The organism is Streptomyces diversicolor (assembly GCF_057537855.1).
In genome coordinates, this window is record NZ_BAAJXA010000039.1 from 54,484 (window position 1) to 72,578 (window position 18,095).

The 18,095-nt window shown below is 69.7% G+C and carries 14 protein-coding genes; 3 read left to right on the forward strand and 11 right to left on the reverse strand.

Annotated elements, in window-relative coordinates; translation table 11 throughout:
• Positions 1-10 precede the first annotated feature (10 nt).
• The 11 genes from AC27LF_RS34975 to AC27LF_RS35025 form a co-directional block, all read right to left on the reverse strand.
• On the reverse strand, positions 11-1,201 hold the full coding sequence (locus AC27LF_RS34975) for an amidohydrolase family protein (RefSeq protein ID WP_479663488.1): 1,191 nt from the start codon (positions 1,199-1,201) through the stop codon (positions 11-13).
• Positions 1,198-2,556: an amidohydrolase family protein gene (locus AC27LF_RS34980; protein ID WP_479663489.1), complete on the reverse strand. Its 1,359-nt coding sequence runs from the start codon at positions 2,554-2,556 to the stop codon at positions 1,198-1,200. Before AC27LF_RS34980 ends, AC27LF_RS34975 begins: the two co-directional genes overlap by 4 nt.
• Entirely contained in the window at positions 2,553-3,419 is an 867-nt protein-coding gene (locus AC27LF_RS34985) for a carbon-nitrogen hydrolase family protein (protein ID WP_479663490.1), read from the reverse strand. Before AC27LF_RS34985 ends, AC27LF_RS34980 begins: the two co-directional genes overlap by 4 nt.
• A gap of 62 nt (positions 3,420-3,481) precedes the next feature.
• The gene (locus tag AC27LF_RS34990; RefSeq protein WP_479663492.1) at positions 3,482-4,627 is read right to left on the reverse strand and encodes an ABC transporter substrate-binding protein; all 1,146 of its coding nucleotides are present in this window, start codon (positions 4,625-4,627) and stop codon (positions 3,482-3,484) included.
• Between the two features lie 115 nt (positions 4,628-4,742).
• Complete coding sequence (locus AC27LF_RS34995) at positions 4,743-5,582, reverse strand: ABC transporter permease (RefSeq protein WP_479663493.1); 840 nt, start codon at positions 5,580-5,582, stop codon at positions 4,743-4,745.
• A complete protein-coding gene (locus AC27LF_RS35000) occupies positions 5,579-6,316 on the reverse strand; it encodes an ABC transporter ATP-binding protein (RefSeq protein ID WP_479663494.1) in 738 nt (245 codons plus the stop codon). Before AC27LF_RS35000 ends, AC27LF_RS34995 begins: the two co-directional genes overlap by 4 nt.
• Complete coding sequence (locus tag AC27LF_RS35005; protein ID WP_479663495.1) at positions 6,313-6,885, reverse strand: amino acid synthesis family protein; 573 nt, start codon at positions 6,883-6,885, stop codon at positions 6,313-6,315. The genes AC27LF_RS35000 and AC27LF_RS35005 overlap by 4 nt, the downstream gene beginning before the upstream one ends.
• A complete protein-coding gene (locus AC27LF_RS35010; RefSeq protein WP_479663496.1) occupies positions 6,885-7,658 on the reverse strand; it encodes an isochorismatase family protein in 774 nt (257 codons plus the stop codon). The genes AC27LF_RS35005 and AC27LF_RS35010 overlap by 1 nt, the downstream gene beginning before the upstream one ends.
• Before the next feature lies 1 nt (position 7,659).
• Positions 7,660-9,264: a dihydroorotase gene (locus AC27LF_RS35015; RefSeq protein ID WP_479663497.1), complete on the reverse strand. Its 1,605-nt coding sequence runs from the start codon at positions 9,262-9,264 to the stop codon at positions 7,660-7,662.
• A 776-nt stretch (positions 9,265-10,040) separates the two neighbouring features.
• Positions 10,041-11,177 (reverse strand): methyltransferase, encoded by a 1,137-nt coding sequence (locus AC27LF_RS35020; protein WP_479663498.1) that lies wholly within the window; start codon positions 11,175-11,177, stop codon positions 10,041-10,043.
• 338 nt (positions 11,178-11,515) lie between these two features.
• The gene (locus tag AC27LF_RS35025) at positions 11,516-13,171 is read right to left on the reverse strand and encodes a PucR family transcriptional regulator (protein WP_487227821.1); all 1,656 of its coding nucleotides are present in this window, start codon (positions 13,169-13,171) and stop codon (positions 11,516-11,518) included.
• Between the two features lie 352 nt (positions 13,172-13,523).
• On the opposite strand from AC27LF_RS35025, the gene AC27LF_RS35030 reads away from it, so the two are divergent.
• Genes AC27LF_RS35030 through AC27LF_RS35040 form a run of 3 tightly spaced genes read left to right on the forward strand, consistent with a single transcriptional unit; the run spans position 13,524 to position 18,089 of the window.
• Positions 13,524-15,107: an IucA/IucC family protein gene (locus AC27LF_RS35030; protein ID WP_479663500.1), complete on the forward strand. Its 1,584-nt coding sequence runs from the start codon at positions 13,524-13,526 to the stop codon at positions 15,105-15,107.
• A gap of 37 nt (positions 15,108-15,144) precedes the next feature.
• Positions 15,145-16,878, forward strand: coding sequence for an IucA/IucC family protein (locus tag AC27LF_RS35035; protein ID WP_479663501.1), 1,734 nt, complete (start codon positions 15,145-15,147; stop codon positions 16,876-16,878).
• Complete coding sequence (locus tag AC27LF_RS35040; RefSeq protein ID WP_479663502.1) at positions 16,875-18,089, forward strand: type III PLP-dependent enzyme; 1,215 nt, start codon at positions 16,875-16,877, stop codon at positions 18,087-18,089. The genes AC27LF_RS35035 and AC27LF_RS35040 overlap by 4 nt, the downstream gene beginning before the upstream one ends.
• Positions 18,090-18,095: the final 6 nt, after the last annotated feature.

Consider the following 18,095-nt stretch of genomic DNA (forward strand, 5'->3'; position numbering starts at 1 on the left):
TCGTTCCTCCTCAGCAGACGTGAGCCGAACCGGGCGGCTCGGGCACGGACGGTGTGACGCGCGCCCGACGCGCCGACGCCGGAGTGTTTCGGCTGGTTAGCGCCTTGATCTCGCCGTCAATCAGGACGAGGCTGATACCCGGGATGTCGCCGCGGGCCAGCGCGCCGAGCGCGTCCGGCGCCTGAGAGCCCCAGGGGGCGTCCAGCACCACCAGGTCGGCCGGCCGGCCCGGCGCGACCAGCCCGGCCTCGATCGAGTAGACCGAGGACACGTTGCCGGTGGCCCAGGCCCAGGCCATCGCCGGGTCCACCCCGGCGAGCGAGCTGAGTTCTGCCACCGTCTTCAGCACACCCAGGGGCATGGTGCCGGTGCCGGTCGGGGTGTCGGAGCCGAGCACCACGCGCCGTTCGGCGCCGTACTCGCGGACCATCCCGACCAGCTCGATCGCGCTGCGCAGGTTGCCCGCCTGGACGATCTGGAGGGCCATCTCACCGTCCCGGACGATGGCCCGCAGTCCCTCGCCGCCCAGGGAGGTCGGTCCGCCGTTGATATGACCACAGACGTCCGGTCGCAGCAGCATCAGATGGTCGGCGGTGATCGGCGCGCAGCCGGGGATGGAGGCGCCGCCGGAGTGGCAGGTGACCACGATCCCGGCCTGCTGCGCGCCGCGGACCTGGGGCAGCCCGTCGGCCGGGTCCCGGTACCGGCCGAAGCCGAACTTGGCCCAGCGCACGCCCTGTGCCGCCAGCTCGCGGAAGTCCGCGTCGGTGAGCACCGGTTCCAGCACCACCGAGCCGCCGTTGACCTTCATCCCACCGGGCCGGTACTCGCTCCAGGACCGCTGGGCGAGCACCGCCAGGGCCTTGACCCCGGCCGCGTCGTGCGGCCGTCCGGGCAGGTGGATCTCACCGGGGGAGATCACGGAGGTGATGCCGCCGTGTACGTACGAGGCGAGGAAGCCGACCGCGGTCTGCCGCGGCGTGTAGTCGCCGAGCACTACATGACAGTGCGAGTCGATCAGGCCGGGGGCGACCGTGGCGCCGCCCGCGTCGATCACCCGGTCCACCGCCTCGGCGGTGACCGTGGTGTTCAGCTCGGCGATACGGCCGTCCTCGACGAGCAGGTCGCCGGGCTCGGCGACCGGCGCGGACACATCGCCGGTGAGCAGCGTGCCGATGCCGGTGATGAGCGTGCGGGTCACCGGGCGAGCTCCGACAGGTGGGCCAGCCCCGCGCGGCGCACCAGTGCGCGCGCCGCCGGGCGGGACCGTTCGACGGTCTCGGCCACGTCCACCGTGACGACATCCCCGTCCGCGACGCTCACCCGGCCGTCCACCAGCACCTGGGCGACCTCCCGCGATCCGGCCACGTACACCACGGCCTGGTACGGGTCGTGCACGTTGGCCAGCGCCGGCGACGAGCCGTCCAGCACGACGAGGTCGGCGGCCTTGCCGGGCTCCAGCGAGCCGATCAGGTCGGCCATCCCGAGCGCCCGGGCGCCGCCGATCGTGGCCATCTCGAAGGTCTCGCGGGCGGTCATCGCGGTCGCCTGCATCGCGTGCACGCGGGCCAGCAGCGCCGCCGACTTCACTGCCTGGAGCATGTCCTGGCTGTCGTTGGAGGCTGCACCGTCCACGCCGATACCGACGTCCACGCCGAGCGCCCGCAGCTCCGCGACCGGGGCCGCGCCCGAGGCGAGGATCATGTTCGACACCGGGTTGTGCGCCACGCCGACACCATGCTCGGCGAGCAGCCGGCGGTCGTGGCGGTCCACCCACACACAGTGCGCGGCCAGCGTCGGCGCGGCGAACAGGCCCTCCCGGGCGCAGACGCCGATCGGTGTCGCGCCGTACTCCTGCACGGTCGCGGTGACCTCCTCGCGTATCTCCTGAAGGTGGATGTGCACGCCGTGACCGCCGCCCGTGGCCAGCGCCACGGAGGCCGCGAACAACTTGGCGCTCTGCCCGCCGACCGCTCCGATGCCCACGCGGAACGTGCTCAGACGGCTCGCCGCGGCGGCCTCCCGGAGCGCGGCGTGCTCGTCCAGCAGCGCCTCGATCCCGCCGGGCGTGGGCCGCCTGTCGCCGGCGCCGAAGGACACGACGCCGCGCAGGTTCAGCTCGTCCAGGGCCGCGACCACTCCCGGTGTGGCGGACTCCTGCCGGGGGTCGCAGACGAACATGTCGTTGGCGGTGGTGATGCCGCTGCGCAGCATCTGGATGCCGGAGATCATGGTGCCCAGGTAGGCGGCCTCGCGGTCCAGGTGCGGCGCGACCGGTTCGATCAGCGCGTGGACCCACTCCCATAGCGTGAACTGTTCGGCCAGCCCGGTGATGAGCCCTTCGGAGAAGTGCCCGTGCGTGTTGACGAACCCGGGGAGCACCAGGTCGTGCGGGCCGCCCAGCTCGGTCGCCGCCGGGTGCGCGGCGCGCAGCTCCCGGTACGGCCCGACGGCGGCGATCGTCGTTCCGTCGACGAGTACGGCGGCGTCGCGCAGCGCTCCGGCGGGGCCGGCGGTCAGCACATGCCCGCCGCGGACCAGGGTCGTGCGCGTCACTTGGTGACCTCCGCCCGCGGAGTGTGATAGTCGAACAGGTCGTCGCGGGGCGCCGCCAACTCGCCGTACAGCTCGGGGCGGCGGGCCCGCAGCAGCCCGGGGATCGAGTCGAACGCCTTCACGGCGCCGAGCTGGTCGTCGTGCTCGCGCAGCCAGCGGAGCCGGGCCAAGTCCACAGTGGCGACCGCGAGTTCGGCCCGGCCCGCCTTCACCAGCGGATGTTCCGGGCCGGTGATCATCGCAGAGCCCGACTCGACGTCGTACAGGTTGTTGGTGAGCGCCACATAGCATTGGTTCTCGATGGCGCGGACCCGGGCGATCGCCTCCCAGTTCGGCGCCAGGCTGGTGAAGTCCCCGCCCGCCGGGGACAGCAGGATCTGTGCTCCGCGCAGCGCGAGCACCCGGGACGGCTCGGGGACCCACAGCTCCGAGCAGACCACGACACCCATCGGGATACCGTCCAGCTCGAACGAGCCGAGTACCGGGCCGGGGGCCACCCAGCCACCGGTGTCACCCGGCGGCACGGTCGCCGGGTGGCTGCGCTCGTACCGCAGTACCTGGCCGCCGGCGCGGTCGGTGACATACACGACGAGCCGCCACAAGCCGTCGGCGCACTCCTCCATCCGGCTCCAGCAGACCGCGATGCCGTGCTCGGCGGCGGCCTCGGCGATCGCGGGTGCGGCGTCGAACGACTCCGCGGGGCTGAACGGGCCCGGGCAGTGCTCCGGGAAGAGCAGCAGGTCGGTACCGCGCCGGGCGGCTTCGGCGATGAGTTCGACAGCGTGCGTCACGTTGTCGGCGCGGCGTTCCTCCGGCGCGGTCCGGGGCTGGGCCACCGCGAGGGTGTAACTGTTCCTGGGCATGGCAGAGTTCCTCACTGTTGGTGGGGGAGCGGGGCACGGCGGGCGGGTCGCGCCCCGGAGGGTCAGTTCAGGCCGATCGAGGTGTCGATGAACTTGTTCGTCACCAGGTCGTCCGGTGTGATCCCGGCGACATCGGCGTCAGAGTATTCGGCGACGATCTGGATCAGGGTTTTCACCCGGGCCATGTCGAAGTTGCCCAGCGTCCGGTCGTGGCCGTTGCCGACCAGGCCCTGAGAGATCTGGGCATCGTCGGACGCCTTGGCCTGCTCGGCCGTGTAGGTCCAGTTCGTCTTGTAGTCGTTGACGAGCTTGAGGATCAGATCGTTGGTCCTGGTCGCGTCCTTGATGTAGTCGACCTCGGCCTGCTGCATGATCGGCACCAGTTTGGACAGGCAGGCCGCCTTCTCCGTCGCGTCCTTCTTGCGCACCAACAGGGTCTGGAAGTAGTCGGGAAAGCCGGTGTCGTGGATGAGCTGTGTCCTGACATCCCGGCCCCAACTGGGCAGGTGCTTGTAGGTGTAGGGCTCGGCGGTGATCAGGCCCAGCTCGGCGTCCTTGCCTCCGGCGGCGACGAACGTGCCGGGCTTCTGCGCGTTGCTCCGGTCCATCTGCGACTTGTCGATGACACCGGTTTTGACGAAGTAGTCCTGCCACACCTCCGACCCCGTGCCCATGAGGATCGTGACGTTCTGGGCCTTGAGATCGGCGATGGTCTTCGCCTGCGGGTATGTCTTCGGGTCCCAGTAGATCGCGTACGGGCTCTTCTCCAGGGTGGCCATCACCGAGACCACCGGGGTCTTCTTCAACGCCCCCATGTACTCCGACACCCGCCCGTACCCGAACATGATGTCCTTGTCCTGGTAGAGCATCGACTCGGCGCCCTGGTAGCCGATCGAGGAGCCCCCGATCCGGATCTCCACATCGACGCCGGTGTCGACACCCTTGGCCATCAGGGGCCCGCTGACGGACCTGCGCCGGACATCAGCGGTGTACTTGTCCCCGAGCAACGCGTAGACGCCGCCGTGCTCCGCCTCCGGATCCCAGTCGGTCTGGATCACCACCTTCGAGGGACAGACACCGGACAGGACTCCGGAGCGGGGAGCGGAGCTGCCTTCTTCTTCGGCGCCACCGCAGGCGGTGGCGAGCAGACTCATCGAGGCGAGCACGGTGAACGCGCCCAGCCTGGACCGGGAGGGTGATCGGGGCATGGCGATGTCCTTTGTACGGCGCCGCGGATACGCGAACCCGGAGGCGGTGAAAGGAGAGCAGGAGACGAGGAGGAGCGGGCGGATTCGACAGCGGGCCCGCGACCGGCGCCGGCCGTCAGGAGACGCGGGTGGACGGCGCGTGGGGCCGCTCCGCGGCGCCCCAGGCATCGGACCATCGGCCGACCAGCCGACGGCCCAGGACACCGAAGCTCCAGAAGACGACCACGCCGAGCAGGGAGGTGGCGATGACCGTGGCGAGCATGGCGGCGGACTGGAGGTCGGCGCTGTAGCGCGACAGCAGCAGCCCCAGGCCGATGTCACCACGGCCGAAGAAGAAGTCACCGACGACGGAGCCGATGATGGACAGTCCGGCGGCGGTCTGCAGGCCCACGAAAACCTGCGGCAGGGCCGAGGGAATCTGCAGCTTGGCCAGCCGGGTCAGCCGGCCCGCGCGCGCCAGAGTGAGCAGGTCGTGCAGGCCCCGGTCGGTGCCGAGCAGGCCCTGCAGCGGGTTGATGATGAGGGGGAAGACGGCGATCATCACGCACACCACGACTCGGGCGCTCAGCTCGTAGCCGAACCAGAAGCCGATCACCGGGACGATGGCCAGGATCGGGACGGTCTGCAGGAACACCGCCCATGGGTAGAGGGAGCGTTCGATCCATCGGGCCTGGGCCATCAGCATCGCCACGAACGTGCCGAGGACGAACGAGATGGCCAGGCCGATCAGTGCGACCTTCAGTGACTGCCAGCTCGCGTCGAGGATGTCGTTCCGGATCTCCGTGTTCTGGAACTCCCGGAGCACCTCGTGCGGCGGCGGCAGCAGGAAACGCCGGTCCTTGGCGAGCACCTCGTACGTGATCAGGTACCAGGCTGCCACCACCAGGACCAGCACCCCGAGGGGCGGCAGCACCAAGCCGAGCCGTGCCTTGATCCTGCGCGTACGTCCGTTCACGACGCCTCCTCCAGGGCCTTGGCCACCCGGCCGGCCAGGTCGGCGAACTCGGGGGTGTACCGCAGCTCGGGCGCCCGGGGGAAGGCGAACGGGATCGTGAACTCCTCGACGATCCGGCCCGGCCTGGCCGACATCACCAGCACCCGGTTGGACAGGAACACCGACTCCGCGACCGAGTGGGTGATGAACAGACCGGTGAAGCGGAGCTCCACGAACAGGTCCATGAGCTGGAGATTGAGCCGGGCCCGCGTGATCTCGTCCAGCGCGCCGAAGGGCTCGTCGAACAGGAACAGCTCTGGTTCGAGCACCAGCGCGCGGGCCAGGCTGGCCCGCATCCGCATGCCACCCGACAGCTGCCGCGGCAGGTGCTCGCCGAAGTCCGCCAGGCCGACCGACTCCAGCGCCTGTTGGGCGCGTTGCCGGACGTGGCCGCGACTGTCGCCGGACAGCTCGCCGAGCAGCTCGACGTTGCGCCGCACGGTGCGCCAGGGCATGAGGGTGGCGTCCTGGAAGACGTAGCCGATGTGGTCGGTCGTCCGCGTCACGCTCCCCGAGCTGGGCTCATCGAGCCCCGAGGCCAGCCGGAGCAGGGTGGACTTCCCGCATCCGGAGGGCCCGATCACCGCGACGAACTCGCCCGTGCCGAGCTGTACGGTGACCGGGTCCAGGGCGCACACGCCGCCGAACGTCCTGGTAACGGCGTCGAACGAGAGCAGCGGACCCGGCGTGGTCATATCAAGCCGTCCTCTCCTGTGACGTCGGCCGCTGCCAGGCCGCCGAGCCGGGCGCCCAGCCGTCCCCGGTTGGCGACGGCCACCGCGACGAGAACCTCCCCCGGGTGCGGCGCGTCGGCCGGGTAGAGGGTGACCGCGTCGTAGTGGTCGCGGACGTACAGGGCATCCTTGTGTGCCAGGGGCAGGGTCAGCGGCGTGCCCGCGGCGCCCACGCAGGTCGCCGAGGAGATCCACGCCTTGCCGCCGCCCACGGCGGCCCGGAGCGCGTCCCCGAACGGCGTGGTGACGAACGCCACCACATGTTCCTGGACGCCGTCGGTCCCGGCGATGCCGCCCTTGCCGTAGCTGAGCGCGGGCTCGCCGAGCGCCGCTACCGCACGTTCGCCGAGCAGCTTGCCGAGCTCGGGCGACCATTCCACGGCGGCGGACAGGTCGGCGTGGTAGGAGCCCGCGAACGGGTTGGCCAGCACCGCCCCGACCACCACCTTCCGCAGCGGCCGGCCGGCGATCACACCCTCACTGCTCAGGTCCTCGGTGACCTGCGTGACAAACCGCCTGATCTCAAACATCAGGTCTCCTTCGCAGCCGCGGCCGCCGGGGGAAACACGGTGTCGAACAGACCCGCATCCAGCCCCTCCAGATAGTCGACCACCTCATCGGTGTCGGTCACATCGGCGTACTTCATGTGCACGTCCATCAGGGCGACCTTGTGGGACAGCTGCGAGCGGTCGAACGCCGCCTCGTGCGGGATCGTCACCTTCAGGTCGTAGGAGATCGCGTCGACCGCCGTGGCCCGGACGCAGCCGCTGGTGGTCGAGCCCACGAGGATGAGCGAGTCGGCCTTCAGCTGGTTCAGATGACTCATCAGCGGGGTGCCGAAGAAGGCCGAGGGTTTGCGCTTCTCGATGAAGATGTCGCCCTCCTGCGGCGCCACCTCGTCCACGATGTCGTTGCCGCGGTGCCCGGTGACGTCCACCACGTCGTCGGAACGGTGGCTCTTGTCGGTCCACACTCCGAGGTCGAAGCCGTCCGGGCGGCGCGGGTTGGTGGTGTAGACGACCGGCAGACGCTTGCGCCGCGCGACCTCCAGCAACCGAATGATGGCCGGAACAGCGCGAGACCACGCCTCGGGTCCGCAGGCGTACCGCCAGCGCTTGATCGACTCCAGGATCGACTCGGTGCCGTCGCCACAGAAGTTGTAGTTGACGTCGATGACCACGATCGCGGGGCGTTGCCCGAACCCGGCCCGTCGGCCCCAGCCGGCGGCCTCGAACACCGCCCGGTCCGTGTCGCCGAGCACATCGTCCCAGGGGGCCACCCCCCGCTCGTACAGTGCGCCCATGTCACTCGCCCTTCATGGCCGTGTAGCGCACGGTCTCCGGGGCGAAGCCCGGCCGTACGAAGTCACTGGTCAGCCAGCGGTCGCTGGGCGCCACCCGGGTCGGCTCCGTGACGGCGAACGCCTGCCTGGCGCCGGCTGGCACGCGCGGCAGGTAACTGCCGCGGGGATCGCCGACCGGCCGCATGCCGGGGGAGTCGTCGGCCCACTCGGCGGTGACCTTGCCGCGCAGGATGGTCTTGACCGGCCAGCCGGTGAAGGTGTGCCCTTCCATGATCGACCAGCCCGAGCGGGTGTTCAGATGCTCCTTGCCCACCGTCACCTCGCGGCTCGCGTCCACGATGGTGATGTCCGCGTCGAAGCCGGGCAGCAGCGAGCCCTTCTTGCCCCAGAGCCCGGCGGTCTTCGCCGGGTTCTCGCAGACGACCTGGACCAGTCGCTCAAGGGAGATCCGGCTCTTGGCCACGCCCTCCGACAGCAGCACCGGCAGCAGCATCTCCACCCGGGAGAACCCGGTGCGGCAGTCCCAGATGCTGGCGTTGTACATCTCCTCGTAGGTCGCGGGTTCCCAGCCCACCACGTGGTCGGAACCCACTACGTCGACGACGCCGTCCGCGAGCGCCACCCACAGCGCCTCGATGTTGTCGCGGCGGCGCAGCGGCACATTGATCCGCCAGCCGTACTCCGGCTCGGCCCACAGCCAGGCCGGACCGGTCTGGGCGTACACGTCGACACCTTCACCGCGCGCCTTGAGCACCTCGTCGAAGCTGAGCTGGGTTGTGCAGTGCTGCAGATACAGCGAGACCCGGCCCGGGGTCTGCTGCGCGAGGTAGGAGTAGGCCCTGATGTGCTGGGCCTCCAGGAAGTCCGGGGAGCGGTCGGTCCAGGCGCCGAAGTCGGTGCGCCCGGCCTTGCGCAGCCGCTCCTCGAAGATGCGGCCGATCTCCCAGTTCTCCGGGTGGATGTGCACCATGCCGCCGTAGTGCGCGACCTCCTCCATCACACGGAAGACGGTGCCGTCGTCGATACCGGTGCCGAGACCGGCCCGGCGGGAGGGCCAGTTGTTGTCCTCCTGGTCCGACATGCCTTTCATGCCGCGTGTCTGGAGGTAGAGCTTGTAGTCGGTGACGCCATGCTGCTCGACGTACTCGGGGATCTCGTCGGCCTGCTGGTCCGTCTCCAGCATGTAGGTCAGGTACGCGTCGGTGTGGGAGACCTCTTCGATCACCTTGCGCGCCGACGGGAACGCCTCGTGGAAGGAGACCACGTCGGTCTTGTGCACGATCTCCTTGAAGGGTGTGGTGCCCATCCGGGTCACCGGCGCCTGGATGCCCCAGGTGGTGATGCCGGCGCAGGCCGCGGCCCGCGACTCGGTCCGCATGTCGTAGTCGAACGGCACGTAGCATCCGGGGTGTGCCTCGGAGTCCACCACGCCGGGGATGATGTAGTTCCCACGGGCATCGACGACCTCTTTCGCGTCCGGGAGAAGGTCGTCGGGGGCCAGTGCGACGATCACGCCGTCCTTCACGCCGATGCCGGCCTTGTATCGGCCGTCACCCAGCACAACGGTGCCGTTGATCACTTTGAGGTCGAGTTTTTCCTCAGCCATGTTGTTCCTCCGGCAACAGGAAGGCTGCGCTTGGCGTCGTCGTCCTGTCTCCTGTTGCTTACAGGGATATAAGCAAGGAAGGATTGAGCTGGGAAGGCCCCGCGGTCCGATTAATCAGAAATTTTTCTGCGGCGCTGCTGGTCCACACGGCCGTCACCGGGGCTGTCGGAGCGGGACATACAACGGAGTGCGAGTGCGGCCTGTGGCTGCCGGAGAGACAGGGGTCGCGCTCTCCAGGTGCGGACCGCGTTCGTCACTCACGGGCGCGGAGTTGGATCGACAGCCGAGGAAGTGGCCCGTCAGGCAAAGAGGGCGGCGGATCAGACAACCTGAAGCGGCCTCACGTTCCCTCGCATTCAGCGAAGTCACCACCCGCCAGGATCGGGAGGGCATCGCGGGCGAACCCGGCCGCAGCGCTGCGCTGACATCGCCCGTCGTACGAGCAGCTCGTCACCGAGCTGCTGGAGCAATCGGCGCAGTAGTGGGTGGTTCGGGAGATCCTCGGGGAGCACCGGCCTGTCCCGGAGGGCATCCCGCCCGTCCTTCACCTCCAACTCCGGCCAGGGCATGGGCGAAAGCGGCCGCAACGGGGAGGTCAGACCCTCGACCACGCCCGGAACCGCGTGGTGACCCGCACGCACCACGGGATCCGGCGGCGGGGTGCCGCCACGGCAAGGGATCGGGTTCATCCCGTGGGCGGCGAAATCACCCTCGGGATGAACCCGATCCCCTGCTGATCTGGAGGACGAGGTGTTGCTATGCAATCGGCGTGCCGGTCATGGTGTTGTGGTCAGACGCCACAGGGACGTGGTCTCGGCGCTCCGTGCGGCGTAGAGCGGGTCGGTGGTGTCCTTGGACCGTGGGTGCCGGGGCTTGGTGTCGATCTTCTCCGCGACCTGGAGGCGTGCTGCCCGGACGGCGGCCAGCAACTGTCGGCGACTCCTAAGACCGAGGTGCTCTGCCAGGTCCGACAGGATGAGCCAGCCCTCTCCGCCGGGACGGAGGTGGGCGGACAGCCCGGCGAGGAAGCCGTGGAGCATGGTGCTGTCCGTGTCGTAGACGCCCTGCTCGATGGGGCCGGTCGGACGGCCGGGAAGCCAGGGCGGGTTGCACACGACGAGGTCGGCGCGGCCTTCGGGGAACAGACAGGGGCCCGACACGTCGATACGGTCGGTCAGTGCGAGCCGGTGGACGTTCTCCTTGGCGCAGGCCAGAGCGCGCGCGCTGATGTCGGTGGCCACGACGCGGTTGATTCCTCGGCGGGCCAGGACCGCGGCGAGAACGCCCGTTCCCGTGCCCAGATCGAATGCGGTGCTGGTGGTTGGGCTGTGCCAGGTCACCGGTGGCAGCGGCGTGTGGGCGACCAGGTTGACGTATTCGCCTCTGACGGGTGCGAACACGCCGTAGTGCGGGTGGACGCGGGTGCCGAGCGCCGGCACTTCGACCCCCTTCAATCGCCACTGGTGAGCGCCGATGACCCCCAGAAGCTCCCTGAGAGAGACCGCCATGGGCCCCGTCGGCGGGCCATAGGCTTCCCGACACGCCTGGCGAACGTCGGGGGCCCGGCGCAACGCCAGGGTGTAGTGGTCGTCCAGCAGTACCAGGAGCTTGCCGAGGACACGGGCGCGATGGCTGCTGGCCCGTCGATGCTGGTGGAAGGACTCGCTCCGAGAGGCGCTGGACCTGGGCGGCTTGCGATCGAGGCGGCGGCTCATTGCCTGCAGCAGTTGCCGGGCGCCCTGGAAGTCGCCTCTCCAGAGCAACGCCGTTCCCTCGCATGTCTGGCGGTAGGCGTCGTCGGCCTTCATCCGGTCGTCGGCGACGACGGTTCGTCGCGGGCAGGGAGTGCTGTTCTCGGAATGCCAGCGGGCGGACTGGCGGGTGGGGCCTTCTGCCCAGTGGAGCGTGGACACGCGTACTCCTCGTGATCGAACGTGCAGGACACGAAGAGCGCTTCGAGGAGGGCAGAGTGAACCGACGTCTGTCCACCCGGACAGGCGTGTGTGTTGAGGCAGGTGGCCGCTACCGCCCTCGCGTCGAAGCGCGAGAACGGACGTCCCAGAGAACCATGCCAAGCGTCACGGTCAGCCCCTTCGGTGTGAGAGGTGGATCAGGTTCGCACAGGTGTCGCTCCGCTGCCAAAACATGTCGGTGACCGGGAGTTGACGATCGGCGTCAAGGGGTAGGGGCCGGCGGCCCCTGTCGGTACCGAGTCGGCGGCGGAGCCGATCGCGTGGGTGTCGTCCGCAGCTCAGGGTGTGGCGGGGGCCGGCTTCGGTTCGTGCGGTTGGTCGCGTCCGAGTTGGGCCTGCAGTACCAGGGTCATGGCCAGTCGCTGCTCGGGGTCCGACAGGTCCACTCTGTGGAGGGACTCGATCCGGCGCATGCGTTGCCGGACCGTATTGGGGTGGAGCCGCAGGACTCGCGCGGCGCGGTTGTAGTCGCCCCAGTTCATCAGCCAGGTCAGCAAGGTGTCGGCGAGTGCGTCCCGATCGCGGCGCTTGCCGTCCGGTTCGCCGAGGCCCTGGAGCATGTCAGCGGAGACGATGGAGTGCGTACGGCGGATGACGACTTGGGCCCATACCTCTTCATAGCTGACGGCCACGCGCTCCAGAGCCACGCCGGTCCGCAGCACCTCAAGGGCCTCCCGCTTCCTGGTCGGCAGGACGGTCACCGCGGAGGCAGGGCGACTTGCGCCCACCGGTCCGATGCGCCCGTTCAAGCTCAAGGAGCGAGCCCAGTTCCAGCTCCCGGGCCCGTCGCCGTCCGTGAGGATCGCGAACACCAGCCCCTCCACGTCGGCGAGGATCGGATCGGCCCAGGCATGGCGTCGGAAGACGGTGCGCAGCAGCCCGAGGTCATCCTGTGCGGTCGCGTCACCGAGGCGGCCCATGGCCGCCACCCGGACCTGTCGCGCCGGCAGGACCAGGGTCTCGCTCAAGGAGCTGTCAACGGGGCTGCGCAGCACCTCACGAACCCGGCCCGCCGTGTAGCGGCCGGACAGATCATCGTGCGCACGCAGCCGAACGAGCAGCAATCCCAAGGAACGGGAAAGGTCATGCAGTTGCTGCCGCGTCTGCGGTGTCAACTCCCCGGTGTGGATCGCCCAGATGGGGCCTACGAGTTCCGGGCCGACTCTCAGCGGAACGACCAGGCGGGTCAGGAAGCTCGGATCCTCGATGCTCACGGTGAACGGTTCGCGGCTCGTCGCAAGGCGACGGAACGTGCCCGCCGCGCGCAGCTGCGTCACGATCTTGTCGGGTACCGCGCGCCCCAGGATGCTGTCCATCCGCGCGTCGTCGGCGGTTTCCCCGAAGGCCGAGTAGGCCAGGACCTGATTACGGACGTCTTCGACGGTGAGCGGAGCCGCCAGCCGCTCGGCGACGGCGTCGGCGAGCCGGAAGATCCGTTGATGTGTGTCGTTGACGTTCTCCAGTGGCATGTGGACTTGTTGGAGCACCGCATCGGCCATCGAGATGAACTGGACCCAGCCGACCTCATCGGCCAACTCCCCCAGGGTGACCTGGGCATCGCCGGCCCACCGCTCCGCCTGATCATCGACAGGACCGCGGAGCACCACGCCCGCCGCCCGCCGTTCGACGGCGTCGGCGATCACTTCGCGCTGGGACTTCGCCCCAAGGGTCCCGGTGGCGAGAACGATCACACCATCAGGTGCCGTGTCGGTCAGGTCGCCGTGCACATGGAGCCCGGTCACATCTTCCGGTCGGCCGACGACCAGCGTCGTAGCCACACCCGGGCCAAGAGTCTCCAGGATGCGACTTGAGCCGTGGCGCGGGGCGCAAACGCCGGAACATCCCCCGAGCCGGTGATCCTTCCCGCGTGGACAACCGGGTGCACCACGGATGGCGTAACCGCTGGGACTCGGCTCGACGACGACAGCCAGCATGGTGCCAGCGTGGTGCAAGGAAAGAGTTGACACCTTCCAACGCCGACGGCATCCGGCTCCGGCCCGCGGCAGGCAAGTCCAGTCCCAGCGAGCCGAGTTGAGGCAAGATTCCCGTCCACTCGGCGAGAGCCTGGTCGAAAACTGATACAAGGTCAGTCCGCAGCGGCGGACCCGCGCGCACCGCGATCGGCGGGAGAGGGGGAAGACGAGACGCTTCATCGAAGATCTCCGAGATCCCCGCTGTATGTGCACTGGCAATCTGCTTGATCGTCGTCCCGTAGCGTCGGTTGCACGGCCGGCGCCACTGGAACGCGGCCCGACAAGCGCACCCACGAGCCCCCGGGGATACCGCATGCCCATCGATGAACTACGTCAGAGGTTCCCGGACCTGGTGGAGCCCTTCACGAGCGCTCTCCCGGGAGCACGTGCCACCGTGCTGAGCCGGCTCTGGGGAGCCTTCGTACGAGAACCCCTGCCCGGTGTGGCCGGACACCACCGCGAGTCGGACGCCCTGGTGGTGCAGCTGCAACGGGGCGGCTCACTCTCCGCGGCCGAGTCCGGGGCGCGGCCGTTCGCCGAAGTACCCGAAGGCTTCACCGTGTCCGGACCCGAAGGACCGATCAGCGGACCGGCGGAACTCCTGGCCCAGTTGGGCCTGCGTACCGACGCGGCGGAGCGACTGGCGGCCGAGTTGGACAACAGCGTGGTCAATCTGGCCCTGGCCCGGGCCGCGAACGCAGGCCGGGCGGGTCCACTCGACGACGCGGCGGATGCCGAGCAGGCGGTGGTCGACGGTCACCCGCGGCATCCCTGCTGCCGGACACGTACGGGCATGTCGGTCGCCGATGTCCTCGCCTACGCTCCCGAGCACCACCCGGTCGTCCACCTGGCGATGCTCCGGGTCCCGGCCGACCGCTGGCAAAGCACCGGCGTATGGCCGCGGGAGCTGAGTGAGGGCGACACGTTCCTGGTTCCGCTGCATCCTTGGCAGCGGGACCATGTGCTCGCGCGCCACCCCGACCTGGATGTCGTACGGGAAACGATCCCCGCCCGGCCGCTGCTGTCGTTGCGCACCCTGGCGCCGCTGGGCGTGCTGCCGGGCCGCCACATCAAGACGGCGCTCGACGTACAGGTCACCAATTACCGGCGCACCATCTCCGCGGCCGAGGTCGCCGACGGACCCCCGCTGTCCGACCTGGTCTCGGCCCTCGTCGACAAGGCCGGGTACGGCGACAGCCTGCGCATTCTGCGTGAGCTGGGCGGCGGCGCGGTGTGTGTGGACGGACAGCCGTCCGCGAGCCTGGCGGCGATGATCCGGGAGTCGACCGAGTGCCACCTCAACGCCGGGGAGATCGTGGTTCCGCTCACCGCCGTCCACGCGACAGGAGCCGACGTGGTGTCGGGAGATCCGGTGCGCTGGCTGACGGACTTCGCCGAGCTTGTTCTGGCACCGGCGCTGACCCTGCTGTCCATGGGGGTGGCCCTGGAGGCGCACGGCCAGAACACCCTGGTCGTGCTGCGAGCCGGGCGGCCGGTGCGGGTGCTGTACCGGGATCTGGACGGCATCCGGGTCAGCCCACGGCGCCTGGCCCGGTGCGGCTTCACGCTGCCGCCGCTGCTCGGCACCCGCGCGGGCGACGACGTGGACGCGCTCCACACGAAACTGTTCGGCGCCCTGATCAGCGGAGTCTTCAGCGAACTGGTCGACGTCCTCAGCCGGCGACAGCAGGCCGATCCCCGGGCGTTGTGGGGCGCGGTGGCCGAGGTCGGCCGCCGGGTGTACGACGGCCTGCCGAGCGCGCCGAACCAGGAGGACGCGGCAGCGTTCTTCGGCGACACGATGCCGCTGAAGGCGACCATCGCCATGCGCCTGGCCGAGAACCCGGGCACAGCGCAGTGGACGTCCGTGCCCAACCCACTGTCCCTGTGCCGTTGAGATCCGACACCGATCGTTGTCCCACTGGAGCGACCGCATGACCACCGGCACTGCCCCCACCACCAGCACCACCGCCCCATCCGTCACCACCACTCCATCCGTCACCGCATCGGCCGCGCAGCCGGTGCAGCAGACAGCCGACGCGGTGACCTCTCACACGCTGCTCAACTGCCTGATCCGCGAGGTGTCCGCCCCCGAGCATCAGGTGACGGTCCACGACGACCACCTCCTGCTGCGTCTGCCCCGCCGAGCCGTCCTGCTGCGGTGCCCGCTGCGCCGGGTCTCGCTGATCGGAGCGCACCGCTTCCAGGGCCCGGTGCAACGGCTCGACGACGACGCCTGGGTGACCGTCGGCTGGAAAGAGCTGGCCGGTTACATCCAGGACGAACTGGAACTGCGCACGGGTGTCGCCAACGAGGAGTTCCTGGCTCAGGTCGCCGACAGCCGAGAGACGATCCGCACCGTACTGCGAGAGCGGGCGGGCGGCATGCGGCATGCGGACCCGTATGTCGCGTCGGAGCAGTCCCTGGTGTTCGGCCATCGTTTCCACCCCACTCCGAAGGCCCGCACCGGCGACCCGGTGGACTGGCTGGCGTACGGCCCGGAGACCGGAGCGCGTTTTCGCCTGCGCCATCTGGCGGTGCGCCGGCATCTCGTGCGTGAGGAGGGCGAGCTGCACGAGATGGACGCGCTGCACCCGACGCCCGACCCGGGCTTCGCGGTACTGCCGGTGCACCCCTGGCAGTACCGGCTGTTCCAGGGCCACGACCGGCTGCGCGACGTACTGGCCGCCGGCGATGTCGTCGACACCGGCGTGAGCGGACCGGAGTGGGTGCCGACCGCATCGGTACGCACCCTGTACCACCCTGACAGCGACATCTTCCTGAAGTTCAGCCTGAACGTCCGCCTCACCAACTGCGTGCGTAAACACGCCAGTTACGAACTGTCCGGCGGCGTCGCCCTCAACCGGCTGCTGCAGCCCGTGTTCGCCGGGCTGGCCGGCCGCTTCCCCGGGTGCGCGCTGCTGGCCGAGCCCGGCTACCGCACACTCGACACGGCCGGCGACAGCGCCCTCCTGGAGGGCCTCGGCGTCGTGGTCCGCTCCGGCCTGCGCCACCATCTGCGTCCCGGGGTGACCCCGCTGCTCGCCGCCGCGGTGGCGGACGAGTACCCCACCAGCACAGCCCATGTCTCCCATCTGCTCGCCCGCGGCGACGGGGACGTCCTGGCCTGGTGGGACACATACTTGGGGCTGCTGCTGCCACCGGTGCTGGCCGCCTACTTCGAACACGGCGTCGTGCTGGAACCCCACCTGCAGAACGTCGTCGTCGGTGTGCATCACGACGGCACCCCGGCACAGATGCTCTTCCGCGACCTGGAGGGGACCAAGCTCCTGCCCGGGCATCACCAGCGCACCCTGGGCGACCTGCCGGACGACGTCCGAGGGCCCCTCACCTACGACGCCGAACGCGGCTGGAACCGAGTCGCGTACTGCCTCCTGGTCAACCACACCGCAGAGGTACTCGGTGCCCTGGCCGACCTCGACCCGACGCTGGAACCCGCCCTGTGGGGCATGGTCCGCGACCACCTCGACCGATACGCCCGCACCGCCGCCGGACCGCCACGCCTGCGTGCCCTGCTGTCCGGCGTACCGTTGCCCGCCAAGGCCAACCTGCTGCTGCGCTGGTCCCGCAAGGCCGACCGGCACGCCACCTATGTCCCCCTGCCCAGCCCGCTCGGCGCCGACTTTCCCCGCGAGGTGATCCGGTGACGGCCGCGCTGCCCGATCTCGTCGGGAAGATGACCGACGACGACCTGCCCGCCTATGTCTACGATCTGCCGGGCCTGCGCGAGCACGTACAGGCCATCCGGTCCGCACTGCCGAAACGGGTCGAGCTGCTGTACGCGACCAAGGCCAACTCCGATCCCAGGATCCTGCGGGCCCTGGCCGGGTACGTCGACGGGTTCGAGGTGGCCTCCGGCGGTGAACTGAGCCACGTCCGCGCGCTCACCCCCGAGGTACCGATCGCCTTCGGAGGCCCCGGCAAGACGCCCACGGAACTGGCCCGCGCGCTGGACGCCGCAGTGGAGCGCCTGCACGTGGAGAGCGAACACGAACTGCGTCTCCTCACCACCCTGCTGGGCGACCGGACCGTCGACGTCCTCCTGCGCGTCAACCCGCCCGTCGACGTCGGCCGGGCCGCACTCGCCATGGGCGGGCACCCCAGCCCCTTCGGAATGGATCCCACACAGCTGGACCGCTGTCTGGAGGCGATCGCCTCCGACCCGCGCATCCGACCGCGCGGCCTCCACCTCCACTTGGCCAGCGGACTTGAGGCCCCAGCCCAACTCGCCCTGATCGACGAGGTTCTGGCCTGGGCCGCAGACTGGGCCCAGCACCGCGGGAGCGATTACCTGACCGAGATCAACGTCGGAGGCGGGATGGGCGTCGACTACGCCCGTCCGCACCAGAAGTTCGACTGGCCGGCCTTCGGCGCCGGACTGCGCCGGTTCTCGGCCCGCCACCCTCGTCTCACGCTGCGGATCGAACCCGGCCGCTCGGTCACCGCCTACTGCGGCTGGTACGTCACACAGGTCCTGGACATCAAGTTCAGCCGCGGGCAGGCGTTCGCCGTGCTGCGCGGTGGCACCCACCATCTGCGTACCCCGGCCGCGAAACAGCATGACCAGCCCTTCGAGGTGCTGCCCGACGACGTCTGGCCGCGGCCCTGGGAGCGCCCGGAGGCACGCGACGAGCCGGTGACGCTGGTCGGACAGCTGTGCACGCCCAAGGACGTCCTGGCCCGCCGCGTCATGGTGAAAAGGCTGCGCGTGGGCGACCGGGTCGCCTTCGCCATGGCCGGCGCCTATGCCTGGAACATCTCCCACCACGCCTTCCTGATGCACCCACACCCGGCCTTCCATCACATCGAAGACGCCCAGGCGCCCGACACGGGCACCTACGCGCATCGGATGTCATGAGCGCGG